We start from the raw sequence: 15,691 nt of genomic DNA, 5'->3' as shown, positions 1-15,691 counted from the left end.
GTTCCAAACTTACTCATACCAGCGTTCCATTCCGGAATGCTTATATCAAGGAACGTATGCCATGCCTCACGCCGCCACCATTTCAAGCTCAGTCTCTCATCCTTCGGCTGCAACAGCTGGTGCCGCCGCACTAGTAGGACGCGTTTTTCTGAGCGCGATCTTCATCCTCTCAGGCGTATCCAAGGTAAGCGCGCCGGCCATGATGATCGGCTACATCAGTTCAGTTGGTCTGCCGTTTCCTTCCTTAGCGCTGACGCTTGCCATCCTTGTGGAAATAGCCGGCGGTGTTGCTCTGATCGCCGGCTATAAAACCCGTGTTGTCGCAGCAGTTTTGGCGCTTTTCAGTGTCCTCACTGCGGTGATCTTCCACAGCGCTCTGGCCGATCAAAATCAATTCATTCACTTCTTCAAGAACATCGCGATGGCCGGCGGTTTGTTGCAGATCGTGGCCTACGGCGCAGGCCGCTTCAGCTTGGACGCGCGTCGCCAGTAACTGACGCGCGCTGGCAACTATCGACTAGATAAACCATTACCTACAGACGGGGAAGTTCATGAAAGCTATACAAGTGGCAGAGTACGGTCAGGTTGAGCGGCTTGAGCTGATAGAGCTTGAAGAGCTGGTGCCCAACGATGACCAGGTTCTGATTGACGTTGCCGGGAGCGGAATCAATCCGATCGACTGGAAGATTCTCTCGGGGGCCATGAAGCAGTTCATCCCAATGTCCTTCCCCTACACACCGGGTGTCGAGGTTGCTGGCACCATTGCAGCAGTTGGAAAGAATATTCATGAATACGCTGTGGGTGATGAGGTGTTCGGATTCATTGGAATAGTCGGTGGTTACGCCACTCAGGCTCTTGCAACGCCCGACAGGCTTGCGCACAAACCCGATGGGCTATCACTTGTTCACGCCGGTGGAATTCCTGCCGCAGCGCTTACTGCTTGGCAGGCGCTGCACGAACAAGCCGAAATCCAGCCAGGCCAGACTGTTTTGATTCACGGTGCCGCAGGCGGGGTGGGTAGTTTCGCGGTCCAGTTAGCACGGCTGGTCGGCGCTCATGTAGTGGCAACGGGCTCGACCAGAAACCGAGACTACCTCCGATCACTCGGCGCCCATCAGTTCATGGATTACACCGCACAACAGTTCGAGAACCTCGTCAGCGATGTCGATACCGTCATTGATCTGATCGGCGGAGAAACTCAGGATCGCTCCTGGGCGGTGATCAAACGCGGTGGGGTATTAGTCTCGCCTGTCAGCACGCCCAACGTGCAGAAAGCTCTTGAGTACGGCGTAGTGGGCAAAAACTTCGCAACCCGGTCGGACGGGCGCCAGTTAGCGGAGATAGCGAAATTGTTTGCTGAGAAGAAGCTCCACGTCGAGGTTGAGGTCGTTCCGCTTTCCAACGCGGCTGAGGCTTTGATGCTAAGCCGGGGAGGACATACTCGCGGCAAACTGGTGTTCGATGTGAATCGGTGATTAACCTCGAAGGCCCTGCGCTCGAGTGAATCCGCCAGAAAGCAGCCCTGCGCAGGAATATGCAAAAGCCTCGCAGGAACCAAATAACGGCCTGCTTATCGCCGCCGTAATCTGAGCCCAAGCAGAAAGCGAGCCCGCTTCTGCCGCCGGCCATCAGAGCGACCTAGCCTGCAACAAACAGGAATCCACGTCACGCTTTGCACTGAAAAACCGGCAACGAATCCATCGCAAATTACGGAGTCGCTGTCATGAAAACTGTACATTCAATGATGATTGGAATTGCCTTATCTGCTCTCAGTGCAAGTTCGATGGCACTGCCGGCCAAAGAAATTGGCCGTTGGACCAATCAGACCTGCAAAGAAGTGATGGCTCCCCTTGTGGTGGAGGGTGGAGCGGATCGTCTCAATGACCGCCGTGTGGCTGAGGGTGGTGCTGATCGCCTGAATGACCGGCGCACGGCCGAGGATGGTTCGGATCGCCTGAATGACCGCCGCATGGCTGAGGGTGGTGCCGATCGCCTGAATGACCGCCGTGTGGCTGAGGACGGTGCTGATCGCCTGAATGACCGCCGTGTGGCTGAGGGTGGTGCTGATCGCCTGAATGACCGACGCATGGCCGAGGATGGTTCGGATCGCCTGAATGACCGCCGTCAGGCTGAGGGTGGTGCTGATCGCCTGAATGACCGCCGTGTGGCTGAAGATGGTGCGGAACGTCTTAATGCCCGTAGAGTGGCTAAAGTCGATGTGGATCGTACCACCAATGCCTGACGCATATAGCCCTTCCTATCGAGAGCCCGGCCCGCCGGGCTCTTGCATTTGAAGGGAGACCATTAGCATCTACCCAAAAAGCAGCGGGCCAATTTATTCTTTGCAATAGAACCAGCCTAATGGGAGGTAATGGCAGTGGATGATAGGGACGAAGAGCTGACGCGTCTGAGGGCCGAGCTGGCATCAACCATGCTTCGTTATGCTCCCACCTATGGCGTGTTTCAGACGGGAATTGCTCCGCTGCATTTCATACGCAGTGATACTCCAACCGACGTGATCCATACTGTCCATAAGCCGGGGCTATGCATCGTTGTGCAGGGCCGTAAACAGGTGCAGTTGTGGGAAGAAAGCTATGTCTACGACCCTTTGAACTATCTGGTCGTCTCGGTAACCCTGCCTCTAGCGGGTCAAGTGACAGAGGCATCCTCAGAACAGCCCTATTTCTGCATCCGCCTGGATATCGATCCGGCAGAAATCGCTCAGCTGATCGCAGACGTCAGCCCTGTCGGCGTGCCGAGCCAACACCCCCACCGAGGGCTATATCTGGATAAGATCGATAGCTCCTTGCTCGATGCAATGCTGCGATTGGTACGTCTGTTGGATGTGCCATCGGATATCCCAGCGTTGGCGCCGCTAGCACTAAGAGAAATTTTCTACCGACTGCTCAAAGGCCAGCAGGGTCAGCGTTTACATGAGATAGCCATAACCGATAGCCAGACCCATCGCGTCACTCGGGCCATTGAATGGCTGAACAACAATTATGCACAGCCGTTGCACATTGATGAGCTAGCGAGCTATGTCAATCTGAGTAACTCGACGCTTCACCATCGATTCAAGGCTGTCACCGCCATGAGTCCTTTGCAGTATCAAAAACAACTTCGCCTGCAGCATGCACGCAGGTTGATGATCTCAGAGGGTCTGGATGTATCTACAGCCGGATTCAAGGTGGGCTATGAAAGTCTCTCACAGTTCAGCCGTGAATACAGCCGGATGTTTGGGGCCCCACCGAGCCGAGATATCGCGAAGCTTCGCTCTCTCGGGTAAGGTGCTACTGAAGGCTTGGCTAAAATAACCCTGATGGCGGACGCCGAGCATAAGGCGCTGCAGCACCTTTTCGGCCGCTATCGACATGCTCGAAATTGCTGACGCGGCTAGGCTATGGGCGCTTGATGAGTCTGAATCTGAGAGGGGTTTTGATTAGGTTGGCAAAACGCCGGGGAGAGGTTTTGCAGCTCGCCAAAGCGCTGGTGGGCCCGCATCGTTATCGTCTCTTACGGATGGCCAAACAACCAGGCAAAGAAAGCAAGTTCCGGTAAAACTAGCGCGGTCAGCACCTTACGTAAAAATACAGATTTCCTCCTTGGAGTGCCCGAGCGGCCAGCTGACGAGGCTGATGTCCTAATCTCCGACGCTGCCTTCGGTCGATTACCGCGGAACTGGAACTGCCGAACTTTCGTTTGTGTTGCCATCGGCGGATCGTTAGGTTCGTGGCTTTCTAAGCCAAACATGCGGAAATTAGTGTTCATTATGCTGGCATTTCCGAGCACCTTGTCGCAATTCAAACGGATACAGCCAAATCCTTGTATAGTGACCACGTAGCCGTGCTCTGCGGCTTCTCACTTTGAGGTAGCTTTATGCACCAGGCCATATCCCCCGAGACGCAGCGTGCCCATGAGCGTTTGAATGAACAGACCGAGTTGTTCATCAAGCTGGGCGGCCAGATTGAAAGCGTTCCTTCTGGCGTCAGCGGAGTGCTAGCGAGCAAGCCGAAGGTCGTTTGGACCAGTCCTCACACGGCCAAGCCCACCTACAAGCGATAGCGCGTCCAAATGCACTGCTCGGTTGGACCATTGCGAACACCAAGGGCGCAGGTCTTCGCAATGCCCGGAGAGCTATACCAAAGCCTTACTGGTACTTTAAGAGACCGTGACGACAACCCTCCCTTTCGAAGAGGGCAGAAGCAGGGGGCGCCGGCCCCATGCACGCCCGGATCTCGTTGCCCACAGTCCATTCGCCACAGGTGCAGGCCGCAGCAGCGCTGCGACCACGGACTATCAAATGCTGCGTGTTACGCCGCCATCGACCCTGATGTTCTGCCCGGTGATGTAGGCCGCGCCTTCGCTAGCAAGGAACGCAATGGTCGCAGCGATTTCTTCGCTGGTGCCGTAGCGCTTGAGCGGCACGCTGTCGCGGCGTTGCTCGGTGCTCGGCAAGCTGTCGATCCACCCAGGTAGGACGTTGTTTATGCGCACGTTATCGCCGGCGAAATTGTCGGCGAAGATCTTGGTGAACGCGGCAAGGCCCGAGCGGAATACCGCAGAAGTCGGGAACAGCTCGCTGGGTTCGAACGCCCAGGCGGTGGAGATGTTGATGATCACTCCGTTCTTCTGACGCTGCATGTAAGGCGTCACCAGGCGAGTCGGGCGAATGACATTGAGCAGGTAAGTATCCATACCCTTGTGCCAATCCTCGTCGCTGATTTCCAGGATTGGCGCGCGTGGACCATGGCCGGCGCTATTGACCAGCACATCGATACGGCCCCACTTCTCCACGACAGCGTCGACCAGGCGTTGCAGGTCTTCAACCGACTGGTTGCTACCCGTTACACCAATACCGCCGAGTTCGGCAGCCAACGCCTCGCCCTTGCCCGAAGAGGAGAGAATCCCAACCTTGAAGCCGTCGGCGGCCAGGCGTCGTGCTGCAGCTGCGCCCATGCCGCTGCCACCTGCCGTTATAATCGCAACTTTTTCTACTGACATGCTGCCTCCAATCTTTCAATGCTGATTTTTCAGGTGCATTCACCTTAGCAGCAGCCCCATTGGTGAGGGAGACAGCTAAACTTTACTATTGCGATAGATTAACTATCGACAGCTTGCTGCTTGAGCCAGTGTTGGACCACGCTCAATGAGTCCGGCTGTTTCATCTTGCGTGGCCAGACCAGATAAAACGACTTGTCGACCCTGAGTTGTTGGGTAAAAACCTGCATCAGTCGACCTGCGGCAATGTCATCACCGACGAACGCAGGGCTGGCCAAGGCAATGCCCTGGCCACTGATTGCCGCTTCAATGGCCAATGAGGTTTGATTGAAGCGCAGATTTCTGGCTGTGGGTTGCAGGTGATGCGGGAACAGCTCTGCAAGGAACTGAGGCCAGAAATTATGGGCATCGTGCAACATGACGAAGTCCTGCAACTGCGCAAAGCTGGCAGGTATTTCGTTGCCTTCGAACAGCCTTGGGCTGGCCACCGCAACGATACGCTGCTCCATCAGCAGCTCGCTATTCAAACCCGCTCCGAACTCGGGGTTGCCATAGCGGACAGCGATATCCACACCATCGTTGCTGAAGTGCGACAGCCGATCGGTTGCCAGCACACGCAAATCGATGTCTGGATGACTCTGCGCAAAATTGCCGAGCCTGGGAATCAGCCATTTCGAGGCGAAGGTAGGTGTAACGCTGACTGTCAGGTGAGAAGTCTGTGGCCGAAGCAGGCGTGTTGCCTCGTCGATCATGGCCAGCGCACTGCGAATGCTTCCGCTATAGCTCAGGCCCGCATCGGTCAACGCCAAGCCACGGGGCAGGCGTTCAAACAAACGCAGATCCAGGCTCGCCTCCAATCCGCGTATCTGCTGGGCAACTGCTGCCTGGGTCACGCCCAGTTCCTCGGCAGCCACACGGAAGTTCAAGCGGCGAGCCACCACTTCAAAAACACGCAACGCGTTCAGCGAGGGCAAGTCAGGGAAACCGTCTGGCATGGCAATGAAGATTCTATCGAGTTTGGCAATTTTTCTGTTTCTCTGATGCCTTCACACGGTTGATAACCTGATCGGGCCCGAAGGATTCACTGTGCCGAGGCTACTCCCTGAAAATAGCTAAAGAAACCCGTGCCAATCGAAAGCATCTCTTTGGTTAGCTTGCTGAAACGTTTCTTCGTGTCTATAAAGGGGAACAACTCCAAGAAAGGCCCCCTGTCATGCCCCTTCTCAAATTCTTCGTTGCTCTCGCCGCCCTGTCCGCAACCTCCCACACCATGGCCTGGGATTACGTTCTGCTCGACACCGACAAAGCCGCCCAGAACTGGCAGATCAGCAGCCAGCAACTTGGCGTAAAAACCGACAAGCCCTTCAGCGTTACCTTGCGCACTTTGCACGGAGGCCGGCAAGAGGGTGTCAGCATCGTCGACATCGATAACGGCACGATGAAACTTTCGGTAGTGCCGACCCGTGGAATGAACGTCTTGCAGGCGTCGGTCGGTAATGTGCGCATGGGCTGGGATTCGCCGGTCAAGGAAGTGGTCAACCCGTCCTTCATCGAGCTCAATGGGCGCAATGGCCTTGGCTGGCTGGAGGGCTTCAACGAACTGGTCGCCCGCTGCGGTTACGAATGGGTCGGCCACCCAGGCGTCGACAATGGGGAACTGCTGACCCTGCATGGTAGGGCTGCCAACATACCTGCGAACAAAGTCACCCTACACATCGATGAGAAACCACCGTACGCCATCAGCCTGCGTGGCGAACTGAAAGAGCAGGCGTTCAAGAAGGTCGACTTCTCCGTCGTGACCGAATTGGTCACCGAACCGGGCAGCGTGATGTTCGCCCTCAACGACACCCTGACCAACAACGGCGATTATCCGAAGGAATACCAGGCGCTGTATCACAGTAACTTCAGTACCCCGTTTCTGGACCAGGGCGCTCGGTTTGCCGCGCCAGTGAAACAGGTGTCGCCGTTCAACGACAAGGCAAGGGAAGATCTGGCCGATTGGCAAACCTACCGAGCGCCCACCAAGGACTATGACGAAACGGTTTATAACGTGGTGCCGTATGCCGATGACCAGGGCAATACATTGGCCGTGTTACATGACAAAGCTGGCAATCTGGGCGTTTCGGTCGGCTTCAATACTCGGACGCTGCCTGTATTCTCGCTGTGGAAAAATACCGATACCCAAGGTCAGGGCTATGTGACCGGGCTCGAGCCGGGAACGAGTTTTTCCTACAACCGCCGTTACCAGCGGCCACTGAAGCTGGTGCCGACAATCGGACCGAAGGAACACAGGCAGTTCCACATCAGCTACAGCTTGTTGGCGGACAAGGTTGCAGTGGACAAGGCCTTGAAGCAGGTTGGCGAGATACAAGGAGGGCGCGAAACCGAGGTGCGGCAGACGCCATTGGTTGATCTGACCGAGGGGTAACGCCGACTTGGGCATGTCGGCCGATGTTGCTAAGCATCGGCCAGATGTTCATGTCTGGTCACATCGATTTCGCAGATCTATCAAGTTGTTGACTTCATAGCTTAGCTCGAAGGCTGCTTTCGATCCGTAGCAGAAAGAACCCACCAAAAGACCATTTGCATCCCGCCCATCGCTTGTAGAAAATCCCCCTCTTTTGCACGAATGGATACGCGCATGAAGGTGGAGACGACCACGCAGTACAAAACGGATGAAGGGATCGTCTTCAGCCTCTCGAAAATCACACTCATGGAAAGCGATCGAGGCCGCCTGCGTGAGCTGCACTTTGGTGAAGCGAAACGCGCCCATTATCAAGTCAACAGCATGGTCGTCGATATGTACGACCGGATGCAGGCCCGAAATTTGCCATGTCTGCTGACAGTCCGCATTTCCAATCCCCTGACCCGGCAGCAGGCTGACGCCATCAACACCGTGCGAGGCAACGTCGCAAAGGGGGTCGCTGCGGCCTCAGGTGGTGTTGCCGGGAAGGTGGGTGGGTTGGGAGGCCCGGTCATTGGCTGGGCTTCGGGTGCAGTCGTGACCGCAGGTATGAACTGGTACTTGAAAGGGGCGTTGCCTAGCTTGCATGCAGGTGATGTGCTGATCAGTATCGAGGGAGAGGTCCATGGCGGGATTGGCCCACAGCACTCCGGCGTGACGCTGGTCATCAAGGTCTGAGGAATTGCACATGCCCTACATCCTGCAAACGGTCGCCTTGATGATTCTGGGCGCGATCCTCGTTCAGTTTCTAAAACCATACCTGCTGCGCAAGTGGCTGGGTTTGGTACTACTTGCAGCAGGCTTGATCGGGATCTTCAACGTCGGCCAGCAGCAGTTCCTGGGTTTTGACTTGGAGCTGCTGATGTTGCTAGCTGTGCCGTTGGGCGTAGTACTGTTCCTGACGCGGCGGCGGTTCACGGACATGTGAAGACAAGGAGGTGCTGTAGTGTGCCGGCTGGCCAGTGTTCAGACCGGAAATGAACCCGGTACACGCTAGCCTTCAGGCGGGGATATCCCGCAAACGAATTCATCCGATCCCAGGCGGTGCGAGCCGAACTCCACAACATAGCCAACCCCGCGGCGCTCCGCCTCGGCCCTGGCCGTGTTCTGGTCGGCAAACACATCGACGAAATGCCAAGGATGCCGGTCTCTCAGCACACCCCAGCCAAGTACCCAGCCGTCATTGCCCGGGTCGGGCGGGAGGTTTTTCGCCAAGCTGCGGATGCTCATATGTTGACCCCGATGTGCTAGCCGGTTTCTGCTTGCGAAGCAACTGCAAGCCACGACTTGGATAAAACCGTATATGAAGCATAGCGCTTACCCGAAACCAGAGCCCAAGACATGCCCATTGGTTCGCTTTACAAGGGGCCGGAAGCCATTCTGACCGCCTGCGCTTGAATGCAACAGGGTAGCGTGCGCTGCGCCAACAGCCAGCGCACTTGAGCCATCACCCTTCGAACTGAATCACCATCCGCCCTTTGATCTTGCCCTCCAGCATTTCTTCGAAGATCTGGTTGATATCCTCGATCGGCCGCAGGGTCACCTTCGGCACCACTTTCCCTTCCGCCGCAAACTGGAAAGCTTCCTGCAGGTCCTGCCGGGTACCGACCAGCGAGCCGATCACTTCGATACCGTCCAGCACCAGGCGAGGAATGTTCAGGTTCATCGCTTCCGACGGCAGGCCGACCGCAACCAGGCGGCCCCCCGCACGCAGGGCATCAACCGCCGAGTTGAAGGCAGCCTTGGCAACGGCGGTAACCACGGCGGCATGGGCGCCACCGGTCTTGGCCTGGATGACCTTGGCGGCATCCTCGGTGCGTGAGTTTATGACCAGGTCAGCGCCCATCTCGCTGGCGAAGCGCAGTTGCTCTTCGTTGACGTCGATGGCGATCACTTTGGCGTTGAAGACGTTCTTGGCATATTGCAGGGCAAGGTTGCCCAGGCCGCCGAGGCCGTAGATGGCGATCCATTGGCCGGGGCGGATGTTGGAGATCTTCACCGCCTTGTAGGTGGTCACGCCAGCGCAGGTAATGCTGCTGGCGGCAGCGGAGTCGAGACCGTCGGGCACTTTTACCGAGTAGTCGGCCTTGACGATGCAGGCTTCGGCCATGCCGCCGTCCACGGTGTAGCCGGAGTTCTTCACCTCGCGGCACAGGGTTTCGTTGCCGCTGGTGCAATACTCGCAATGCCCGCAGCCCTGGTAGAACCAGGCCACGCTGGCGCGGTCGCCCGGCTTGAGCGAGGTGACGCCTGGTCCAATTTCCTGGACCACACCGATGCCTTCGTGGCCTAGCACCACACCGGTCTTGTCACCGAAGTCGCCATTTTTCACGTGCAGGTCGGTGTGGCAGACACCGCAGCATTGCATCTTCAGCAGCGCTTCACCGTGCTCGAGGGGGCGCAGGGTTTTCTCCACCACATCCACGCGACGGCCTGGTGCAACAACAGCAGCTTTCATAGGAGCCTCCGTGTCTATCTGAATGATATCGGCGGGGTTAGCATAGCCCTCGCCTGGTGGGGTAAAGCTGCTTCAGGTCATGGTCTTGGATGGGAGGCTTGGACGCAGCAGGTACCTGCCCTGCGCGGGCACTTGCAGCAGCGGCCTTGTATCGCGAAAGGGCCGCAGAGCGGCCCCGGGATTTCAGCGGTGGCGCATAAGTTGTTGGGGCTGCTTTGCAGCCCTTTCGCGACACAAGGCCGCTCCTACAGGGTTCTGCGTAAGGCTCGCCACAAAAAGAAAAGCCCGCGGCAATAATGCGGCGGGCTGCAAGAACATACGGAGCAGGGTCAGTGTGCCCACCCGGATGTCAGTATTTCGTGAAGGTCAGGTCATGAGCTTGTCATGCATGGCTCAGTTCCAGTTGGCTGATGACGCACACCGAACCGTCCTCGGCAGGCGTGTCGGCGGTGTAGTCCACCTGGTTGTATACCCCACCATGGAAGTTGAGCGTGCGCGTTGCCCAGGTCGCACCCAATTGCAGGGGCGATGTGCTGCCAATACGGCCGTTGCAGCTTGCACTGACCGTGCAGGCGCCGTTGTTCGTCACGTCGATGCTCACATCGAAACGGGCGCCGAGCGGTACGTCGGCCAGCACCGTGCTGCTGCTCGTGGCCGTCTGGTTGAAGTCGGTCCGGAAGCCCACGGTGATCTTGCCCTTGTTCCAGAACACCTTGATGGGCGGGTTGTCGTCGTCTTTGACGTGCATCTGGGCAATCACCACCTTTTGCGCAAAGTTCACTTTCTTCAGTGTCATGGTCTGGTAATTGCGGTGCCGGGCGCCGCTGTTCAGCGCCCAGTACGCCGGCTCCTTCCACTCGCAGCGGGTACGGTGGGTACTCTTGCTGGATGCGCCCTTGGTGGGGGCGGTCATGCGGATCGAGCCGTCACTCAGGCGGGCGATGACTTCAGGCAGGGTCGCCAGCGCCTGGGCACCGGTCAACTCCAGGGCTACCGGGTTGGTCGCGGACTTAGGCACGGGGGTGGTGATGATGAGGTTGTCGATATATACAGCCATGGTCTTTCTCCTTGAAAAACGACAGGTCCTGCATCATTTGCGAGCCTGGCCAGCATGGGCGCAGTTCACTGTGATTTGCCAAGGCTGGACGAAGGGAAAACCCAAGGGGATAAAAAAGCCCGCCATGGGAGGCGGGCAAGCAACGTTTGAAGGGAGAGCCAGCAGAGTGGACCCGGCCGGTTAACCGAGCATTAAGTGGTAACGCATTGACCTGCGCAGCCGATCAGCCTATACAAGCCTGCCACCAGCCCAGGAGCCAGCATGCACGACGAAGACGACTTGCACGAACCCGAGCACGATCACCTGCTTGACCACGAATTCCTCTACGACGATTCGGAGCCAGAAGCGGATGCCCAGGGCGCCGAGGATGAGGTCGAGGAGGACGAGGAAACGCTGGATGACCTCGATGACGAGGAGCGCGATCACCCAGCCTGGTTCGACGACTGCGAAGACGACTGACTCAGCGCCCGTCTACCGAAAAACGCCCTGGGCCGCTCACTGCCAGCATCAGCAGGCCACCCATGATGCTGAGGTTTTTCAGGAACTGCGTCATGTTGGCGCTGCGCTCAGGGTCGACCATGTTCCAGAACGGGTGGCCCAGCAGCGCCGTACCCAGTACGAAAAGCGCAAGCAGGAAGGCCAGCGGTCGGGTGTAGAAACCGAGGATCAGCAGGATGCCGACGACGAACTCCATGAGCACGGCAACTGCCGCTGCCAGCATGGGGGCAGGGGCGCCCAGTGAAGTCATGTAGCCGACCGTGCCTTCGAACCCGGTCAGCTTGCCCCAGCCAGACAAGACGAACAGGATCACCAGCAGCACGCGGGCAATCAGGATAAGGATGTCGCGTTGACTATCGAAAAGGGAGTAGCGCATGGCGGCGTTCCAGTGGGCGGGTACAAGCACCACTCTAGCAGCTGCGCAAAGGATTGCCGGCGGGCAGCAAAAAGGCGCCGCAAGGGCGCCTTCGCAAGGAATTTGGTGCGAGTGGCGGGACTCGAACCCGCAAGGCTCACGCCGACAGATTTTAAGTCATTCTGCCCCTCATTCCGCTTAGGAGAGCTGTTGAGAGCTTACGAGAGCTGAGCTTGGCTTACTTGAGCTTAAAAGCTTTGAGATTCAAGGCTTTGAGGTGAGTATTGCACCGCTGCCGAGGGCTTGTGAGAGCTGAGCAGAGCTGTTGAGAGCTGAGTTGAGCTGCTGGCGCAGCTACCAAGCCAGCTACCAAGAGCTACCAAGCTATCGAGTCGGATGCATTGATCGTTATTTAGGCAGCCTCAAGGCATGTGAAGGCCCACATAGCTTAGGCACGAGAGACAGATCAGTGGGAAAGCGGCGCTGACGGCTTGGTATTGCGAGGGAAGGGGTGTTTCGTGGTGCCCCGAGCCGGACTCGAACCGGCACACCTTTCGGCGGCGCATTTTAAGTGCGATGTGTCTACCAATTTCACCATCGGGGCGCGATGTGAAGCAGGCGATTAGACACGAAAATCATGCGGAAATCAACGGTTTAGACGCTGGAAAGGAGTGTGGGCGTGGCATTGAAGATCAATTTTACTAAGGATGCGCTTAGAGACCTGGCTTGCCCGGAGGGTAAGTCTGAGATTTATGTGTATGACACTCATACAAAGGGCCTAGCTGTACGCGTCACTAAAGCCGGTGGGAAAACGTTTTATGTCATCCGAAAGGTTAATGGCAAAGATCAGCGGCGCAAGATTGACGTCTTCGACTACAAGTCTACGAAACTTCCAGTTATCAGGGAGGTTGCGGAAAAGACCTACGCTAACCTCGATGTGATTTTGGTTGAGGAACATAAAAAATGTCTGAGGGAAAGCATTACTGTTAATGAGGCGTTTGAATCGATGATTGCTAATAAGGCTAAGCTTGCTAAAAGCACAATTGGCGATTATACGAAAACCTACGATAACTACATCAGACCCATGTATGGTGATCTAGCGTTGATCGCAGTGACGAATGACGTTGTCCTTGAATTACATGCTAAAACAACTGCCCCGGTTATCAGGGCCAGTGGGAAAATGAGTCCGCCGCGCAACCGTTCGGCTAATAAGGCGGTTTCGTTATTGGGCGCAGTTTTCTCATATGCAATCGTTTTTTATAAGGATGAAGCAGGGGCGCGTATTTACACTTACAATCCAGTGGATATCATGACTGCTCTTGGCAATTGGCATGACAACAAGCGTGACAAGATTCGGGTAAATCCAAACGAGCTTGGAGCTGTTATCTCAAATACAATCGAGATTGGTGATGCTCAGCCACAGCGCGAAGTCCCAACCTCATTTAAAACTGCATCAGCAGCTGTTCTCTTTATGCTTTTTTCGGGTGTTCGCCCTGGTGAAATCGAGAAGATTAGGAAGGACTACGTTTGTCATAAAACCAGGTCTATTGTATTCCCTCCTCGCGACAAAGCTGATGAATCTGATGCGCTAAAAAACTCCGAGGAATTCCACTTGGTACTTAATGACTCTGCATATTGCCAATTGCTATATGCGATGAGGCAAGCTAGCGGTGATTACGTATTTGCTGGAGTCGACCAGCCTAAGATTAGTGAGTCGAATGTCAGGGATTTTTTGTCTAAAGTTTCTAAAAGTCTTATCGATAGGAAGCATCTCCCACGGAAAATTCTTCGTGCCAGTTTCATTTCTATTGCTGAGCGTGCTGAGGTTGGAGCGTTTTACATCAAAGTCCTCTGCAATCATGATGGTAAGGGACAGTCCGTGGACGTTACCGACGGCTATAAAACTGCATATCTCTCAGAGATTCGGCGAGCTACAAGTAGGGTCGAGGATGAGATTTATTCCAACGCCAAAGTTAATAAAGAATACGTTTGTCGTGGCCTTCTGCAAACCTTGAGACCACTCGACACTAAAATACTTGACGCAAAGTCAGTATCGCTCTAGCGCCGGTTCGCACTACCTGTAAGCGAAATCGCAATAGTTGCTTGCGACGCCGCAGTATTGTCTTGTGATTTCGCACTTGGTTGCTGTGATTCCGCTTTGTGCTCTTGCAGTTTTGCACTCTTGCACTGCGATTTCGCATTCACACCTTGCGAAGGTTTGGTTATACATGAAGCTTTCTTGAGTTAATTGTTGAGACACCAAAATCTCCAATTGCACAATAAGTCTAGAGCTTTTTTTAGCCAGTTGTGTCTATGTCAGACAATAGGCGACTGGATACTCACATCCCTCCGGGTGTTGCGTAAAAGGCTTGATAACTAGAATAATAAAGGTGAGTCAAGATGAAGAGCATTGAGAAGCAGAGCAAAGAGACCAGAATCACATTTAGGCTTAATAAGTCTGAGCTCGAAACTCTGAATGCAAAGATGGCTGAAGCTGGCTACAAGTCTGCAAGCGCGTTTATAAGAGACTTCGTTGCCAGTGGCCAGGTTAAGCCAAAAGTCACCCAAGACGTTGTGCAGATCGCCCGCGAGCTGATGAACCTTGCATCCATGATCAACGCCGACCGCCCAAGCTGCGAACTTTTAATGAAGGTGAAGTACATAGCCCAGATAAATCTTGGGGGTATGCAATGATTGGCAAGATATTTCCCAAGTCTGCTGGCTCATTTAAGGGGCGCATAAGGTACATATTCGGATGCACAAAGCACGACCACGAGATCAGCGGCATCCGAACGATCAGCTTTAACACAATGAGCAAAGACCCTCTGCCAGGCGTCCTCCAAGGCAACGAGTCGGAGTTGTCAGAGATGATCAGGGAGTTCGATCAGGTCGAGACCTTGAGGCGCCTCTCGATAGACTCGGGCAAGCTCATTAAACCGGTATTTCACGCGATGCTGTCTCTGCGCCCCGGTGAGTCCCTAACAACCGCTCAGTGGCGCACAGCAGTCCAGACCTACCTGTCAGATCTTGGGTTTGATGAGTGCTGTCAGTACGTCGCAGTAATGCATCAGGACAAGGATCACCAGCATGTCCACATCGTCGCCAACAGGATCAGGCTCAACGATGAGTTCTCCATGGTAAAGGACAGCAATGAGCGCTCAACGAGCCTTGACTCTGTATCTAGGATCGAAGATCGATTCAACCTGCAGAAAGCGCCAAAGCCAAAGGACACATGGGGCGTATCGATTACCCATGCAGAACTGCAGGCATCAATCCGCGACGATGATCTACCGCTGAAGCACAAGATGATCGCCAAGATCGCCGGAGCAATCGAAGCAACCAACGCCCAGGACGGCGACATTTTCCACTTCGTGAGAGCCCTGAGAAAGCAAAAAGTCTACATCCACCTCACGCTCAACGATGAAGGACAGCCCAAAGGCATCTCGTTTGAATTTGATGGCAAACACATTAGTGGCAGGCAGCTCAAGCGCTCAAGACTTACATGGCACAAGCTAACGACACAGGAAGGAATACATTATGACCCAAAAACAATTCGCGAACTTCAGGTTGAAATTGCAAAAAGAGATAGAGAAAAGCAAGAAACAGCTCGATTCTACTACTACGAGTTCTCAAGTAGAGGGAGAGGTAAAAGGCTCTACATTAGATACACCGCTAAGCAGGTCGAAATCTTCAAGCTGATTGAGGATATGCTTCGGCTGCTTAATTTGTTCTTCGGTGAGGATTTTAAGGCGAGGTTGAGACAGCCTGCTAGCTATTTCGTTGAGTATTCCCCTGGGCGTGGCAAGCAATATTATGAAGGGCTAATGTCGAGTTTTTCGTCTCACTTATAAGGTCGAGCTG

General features: G+C 55.1%; 17 protein-coding genes and 1 tRNA gene. 11 read left to right on the top strand and 7 right to left on the bottom strand.

Annotated features, from left to right (window positions below; translation table 11 throughout):
• The first annotated feature begins 61 nt into the window (after positions 1 to 61).
• From V3314_RS20205 to V3314_RS20190, 4 genes are all read left to right on the top strand, one after another.
• Positions 62 to 493 carry a DoxX family protein gene (locus V3314_RS20205; RefSeq protein WP_012314978.1) on the top strand — a complete coding sequence of 144 codons (432 nt, stop codon included), beginning with the start codon at positions 62 to 64 and terminating at the stop codon, positions 491 to 493.
• A 58-nt stretch (positions 494 to 551) separates the two neighbouring features.
• Complete coding sequence (locus V3314_RS20200) at positions 552 to 1,475, top strand: NADP-dependent oxidoreductase (RefSeq protein WP_338459565.1); 924 nt, start codon at positions 552 to 554, stop codon at positions 1,473 to 1,475.
• Positions 1,476 to 1,723: 248 nt separating this feature from the next.
• Positions 1,724 to 2,242, top strand: coding sequence for a hypothetical protein (locus V3314_RS20195; protein ID WP_052970518.1), 519 nt, complete (start codon positions 1,724 to 1,726; stop codon positions 2,240 to 2,242).
• Positions 2,243 to 2,371: 129 nt separating this feature from the next.
• A complete protein-coding gene (locus V3314_RS20190) occupies positions 2,372 to 3,286 on the top strand; it encodes an AraC family transcriptional regulator (RefSeq protein ID WP_046614910.1) in 915 nt (304 codons plus the stop codon).
• Between the two features lie 1,010 nt (positions 3,287 to 4,296).
• Here V3314_RS20190 and V3314_RS20185 read toward each other — a convergent pair.
• Together V3314_RS20185 and V3314_RS20180 are read right to left on the bottom strand one after the other, a co-directional pair.
• Complete coding sequence (locus V3314_RS20185) at positions 4,297 to 5,001, bottom strand: SDR family oxidoreductase (protein ID WP_085599320.1); 705 nt, start codon at positions 4,999 to 5,001, stop codon at positions 4,297 to 4,299.
• Between the two features lie 98 nt (positions 5,002 to 5,099).
• Positions 5,100 to 5,993: a LysR substrate-binding domain-containing protein gene (locus V3314_RS20180; RefSeq protein ID WP_196172680.1), complete on the bottom strand. Its 894-nt coding sequence runs from the start codon at positions 5,991 to 5,993 to the stop codon at positions 5,100 to 5,102.
• Positions 5,994 to 6,211: 218 nt separating this feature from the next.
• Here V3314_RS20180 and V3314_RS20175 point away from each other — a divergent pair, with 218 nt between their 5' ends.
• The 3 genes from V3314_RS20175 (at position 6,212) to V3314_RS20165 (ending at position 8,390) form a co-directional block, all read left to right on the top strand.
• A complete protein-coding gene (locus V3314_RS20175) occupies positions 6,212 to 7,426 on the top strand; it encodes an aldose 1-epimerase family protein (RefSeq protein ID WP_196172678.1) in 1,215 nt (404 codons plus the stop codon).
• Between the two features lie 213 nt (positions 7,427 to 7,639).
• Entirely contained in the window at positions 7,640 to 8,140 is a 501-nt protein-coding gene (locus V3314_RS20170) for a hypothetical protein (RefSeq protein WP_046614915.1), read from the top strand.
• A gap of 10 nt (positions 8,141 to 8,150) precedes the next feature.
• A complete protein-coding gene (locus V3314_RS20165) occupies positions 8,151 to 8,390 on the top strand; it encodes a hypothetical protein (protein WP_085599316.1) in 240 nt (79 codons plus the stop codon).
• Positions 8,391 to 8,455: 65 nt separating this feature from the next.
• On the opposite strand, the gene V3314_RS20160 is transcribed toward V3314_RS20165, so the two are convergent.
• The 3 genes from V3314_RS20160 to V3314_RS20150 all read right to left on the bottom strand — a co-directional run bounded on the left by V3314_RS20160 (position 8,456) and on the right by V3314_RS20150 (position 10,977).
• Entirely contained in the window at positions 8,456 to 8,692 is a 237-nt protein-coding gene (locus V3314_RS20160; protein WP_046614917.1) for a hypothetical protein, read from the bottom strand.
• 217 nt (positions 8,693 to 8,909) lie between these two features.
• Complete coding sequence (gene adhP / locus V3314_RS20155) at positions 8,910 to 9,920, bottom strand: alcohol dehydrogenase AdhP (RefSeq protein ID WP_196172675.1); 1,011 nt, start codon at positions 9,918 to 9,920, stop codon at positions 8,910 to 8,912.
• Positions 9,921 to 10,302: 382 nt separating this feature from the next.
• Positions 10,303 to 10,977: a polysaccharide lyase family 7 protein gene (locus tag V3314_RS20150; RefSeq protein ID WP_046614919.1), complete on the bottom strand. Its 675-nt coding sequence runs from the start codon at positions 10,975 to 10,977 to the stop codon at positions 10,303 to 10,305.
• 261 nt (positions 10,978 to 11,238) lie between these two features.
• Here V3314_RS20150 and V3314_RS20145 point away from each other — a divergent pair, with 261 nt between their 5' ends.
• Positions 11,239 to 11,436, top strand: a complete 198-nt coding sequence (locus V3314_RS20145) for a hypothetical protein (RefSeq protein ID WP_046614920.1) — start codon at positions 11,239 to 11,241, stop codon at positions 11,434 to 11,436.
• A gap of 1 nt (position 11,437) precedes the next feature.
• On the opposite strand, the gene V3314_RS20140 is transcribed toward V3314_RS20145, so the two are convergent.
• Together V3314_RS20140 and V3314_RS20135 are read right to left on the bottom strand one after the other, a co-directional pair.
• Entirely contained in the window at positions 11,438 to 11,851 is a 414-nt protein-coding gene (locus V3314_RS20140) for a DoxX family protein (RefSeq protein WP_046614921.1), read from the bottom strand.
• A 498-nt stretch (positions 11,852 to 12,349) separates the two neighbouring features.
• Positions 12,350 to 12,434: transfer RNA gene (locus V3314_RS20135), tRNA-Leu, on the bottom strand.
• Positions 12,435 to 12,509: 75 nt separating this feature from the next.
• Between V3314_RS20135 and V3314_RS20130 the strand changes: the two genes are divergently transcribed.
• The 3 genes from V3314_RS20130 (at position 12,510) to V3314_RS20120 (ending at position 15,681) form a co-directional block, all read left to right on the top strand.
• Complete coding sequence (locus tag V3314_RS20130; RefSeq protein WP_178085883.1) at positions 12,510 to 13,892, top strand: integrase family protein; 1,383 nt, start codon at positions 12,510 to 12,512, stop codon at positions 13,890 to 13,892.
• Positions 13,893 to 14,230: 338 nt separating this feature from the next.
• Positions 14,231 to 14,524: a ribbon-helix-helix domain-containing protein gene (locus tag V3314_RS20125; RefSeq protein WP_088512415.1), complete on the top strand. Its 294-nt coding sequence runs from the start codon at positions 14,231 to 14,233 to the stop codon at positions 14,522 to 14,524.
• Positions 14,521 to 15,681, top strand: coding sequence for a relaxase/mobilization nuclease domain-containing protein (locus V3314_RS20120; RefSeq protein WP_088512414.1), 1,161 nt, complete (start codon positions 14,521 to 14,523; stop codon positions 15,679 to 15,681). The genes V3314_RS20125 and V3314_RS20120 overlap by 4 nt, the downstream gene beginning before the upstream one ends.
• Positions 15,682 to 15,691: the final 10 nt, after the last annotated feature.

It is taken from the genome of Pseudomonas sp. TE3-3-F2023 (assembly GCF_036784815.1).
Lineage (GTDB): Bacteria > Pseudomonadota > Gammaproteobacteria > Pseudomonadales > Pseudomonadaceae > Aquipseudomonas > Aquipseudomonas pudica.
This window is presented reverse-complemented; position numbering and strand designations above follow the sequence as displayed.

Bases quoted from the DNA above. Each gene is read 5' to 3' on its own strand.
- V3314_RS20140 (WP_046614921.1), bottom strand. From the start codon at position 11,851: ATGCGCTACTCCCTTTTCGATAGTCAACGCGACATCCTTATCCTGATT.
- V3314_RS20170 (WP_046614915.1), top strand. From the start codon at position 7,640: ATGAAGGTGGAGACGACCACGCAGTACAAAACGGATGAAGGGATCGTC.
- adhP (WP_196172675.1), bottom strand. From the start codon at position 9,920: ATGAAAGCTGCTGTTGTTGCACCAGGCCGTCGCGTGGATGTGGTGGAG.
- V3314_RS20145 (WP_046614920.1), top strand. From the start codon at position 11,239: ATGCACGACGAAGACGACTTGCACGAACCCGAGCACGATCACCTGCTT.
- V3314_RS20125 (WP_088512415.1), top strand. From the start codon at position 14,231: ATGAAGAGCATTGAGAAGCAGAGCAAAGAGACCAGAATCACATTTAGG.
- V3314_RS20195 (WP_052970518.1), top strand. From the start codon at position 1,724: ATGAAAACTGTACATTCAATGATGATTGGAATTGCCTTATCTGCTCTC.
- V3314_RS20120 (WP_088512414.1), top strand. From the start codon at position 14,521: ATGATTGGCAAGATATTTCCCAAGTCTGCTGGCTCATTTAAGGGGCGC.
- V3314_RS20180 (WP_196172680.1), bottom strand. From the start codon at position 5,993: ATGCCAGACGGTTTCCCTGACTTGCCCTCGCTGAACGCGTTGCGTGTT.
- V3314_RS20165 (WP_085599316.1), top strand. From the start codon at position 8,151: ATGCCCTACATCCTGCAAACGGTCGCCTTGATGATTCTGGGCGCGATC.
- V3314_RS20185 (WP_085599320.1), bottom strand. From the start codon at position 5,001: ATGTCAGTAGAAAAAGTTGCGATTATAACGGCAGGTGGCAGCGGCATG.
- V3314_RS20190 (WP_046614910.1), top strand. From the start codon at position 2,372: ATGGCAGTGGATGATAGGGACGAAGAGCTGACGCGTCTGAGGGCCGAG.
- V3314_RS20205 (WP_012314978.1), top strand. From the start codon at position 62: ATGCCTCACGCCGCCACCATTTCAAGCTCAGTCTCTCATCCTTCGGCT.
- V3314_RS20200 (WP_338459565.1), top strand. From the start codon at position 552: ATGAAAGCTATACAAGTGGCAGAGTACGGTCAGGTTGAGCGGCTTGAG.
- V3314_RS20150 (WP_046614919.1), bottom strand. From the start codon at position 10,977: ATGGCTGTATATATCGACAACCTCATCATCACCACCCCCGTGCCTAAG.
- V3314_RS20175 (WP_196172678.1), top strand. From the start codon at position 6,212: ATGCCCCTTCTCAAATTCTTCGTTGCTCTCGCCGCCCTGTCCGCAACC.
- V3314_RS20160 (WP_046614917.1), bottom strand. From the start codon at position 8,692: ATGAGCATCCGCAGCTTGGCGAAAAACCTCCCGCCCGACCCGGGCAAT.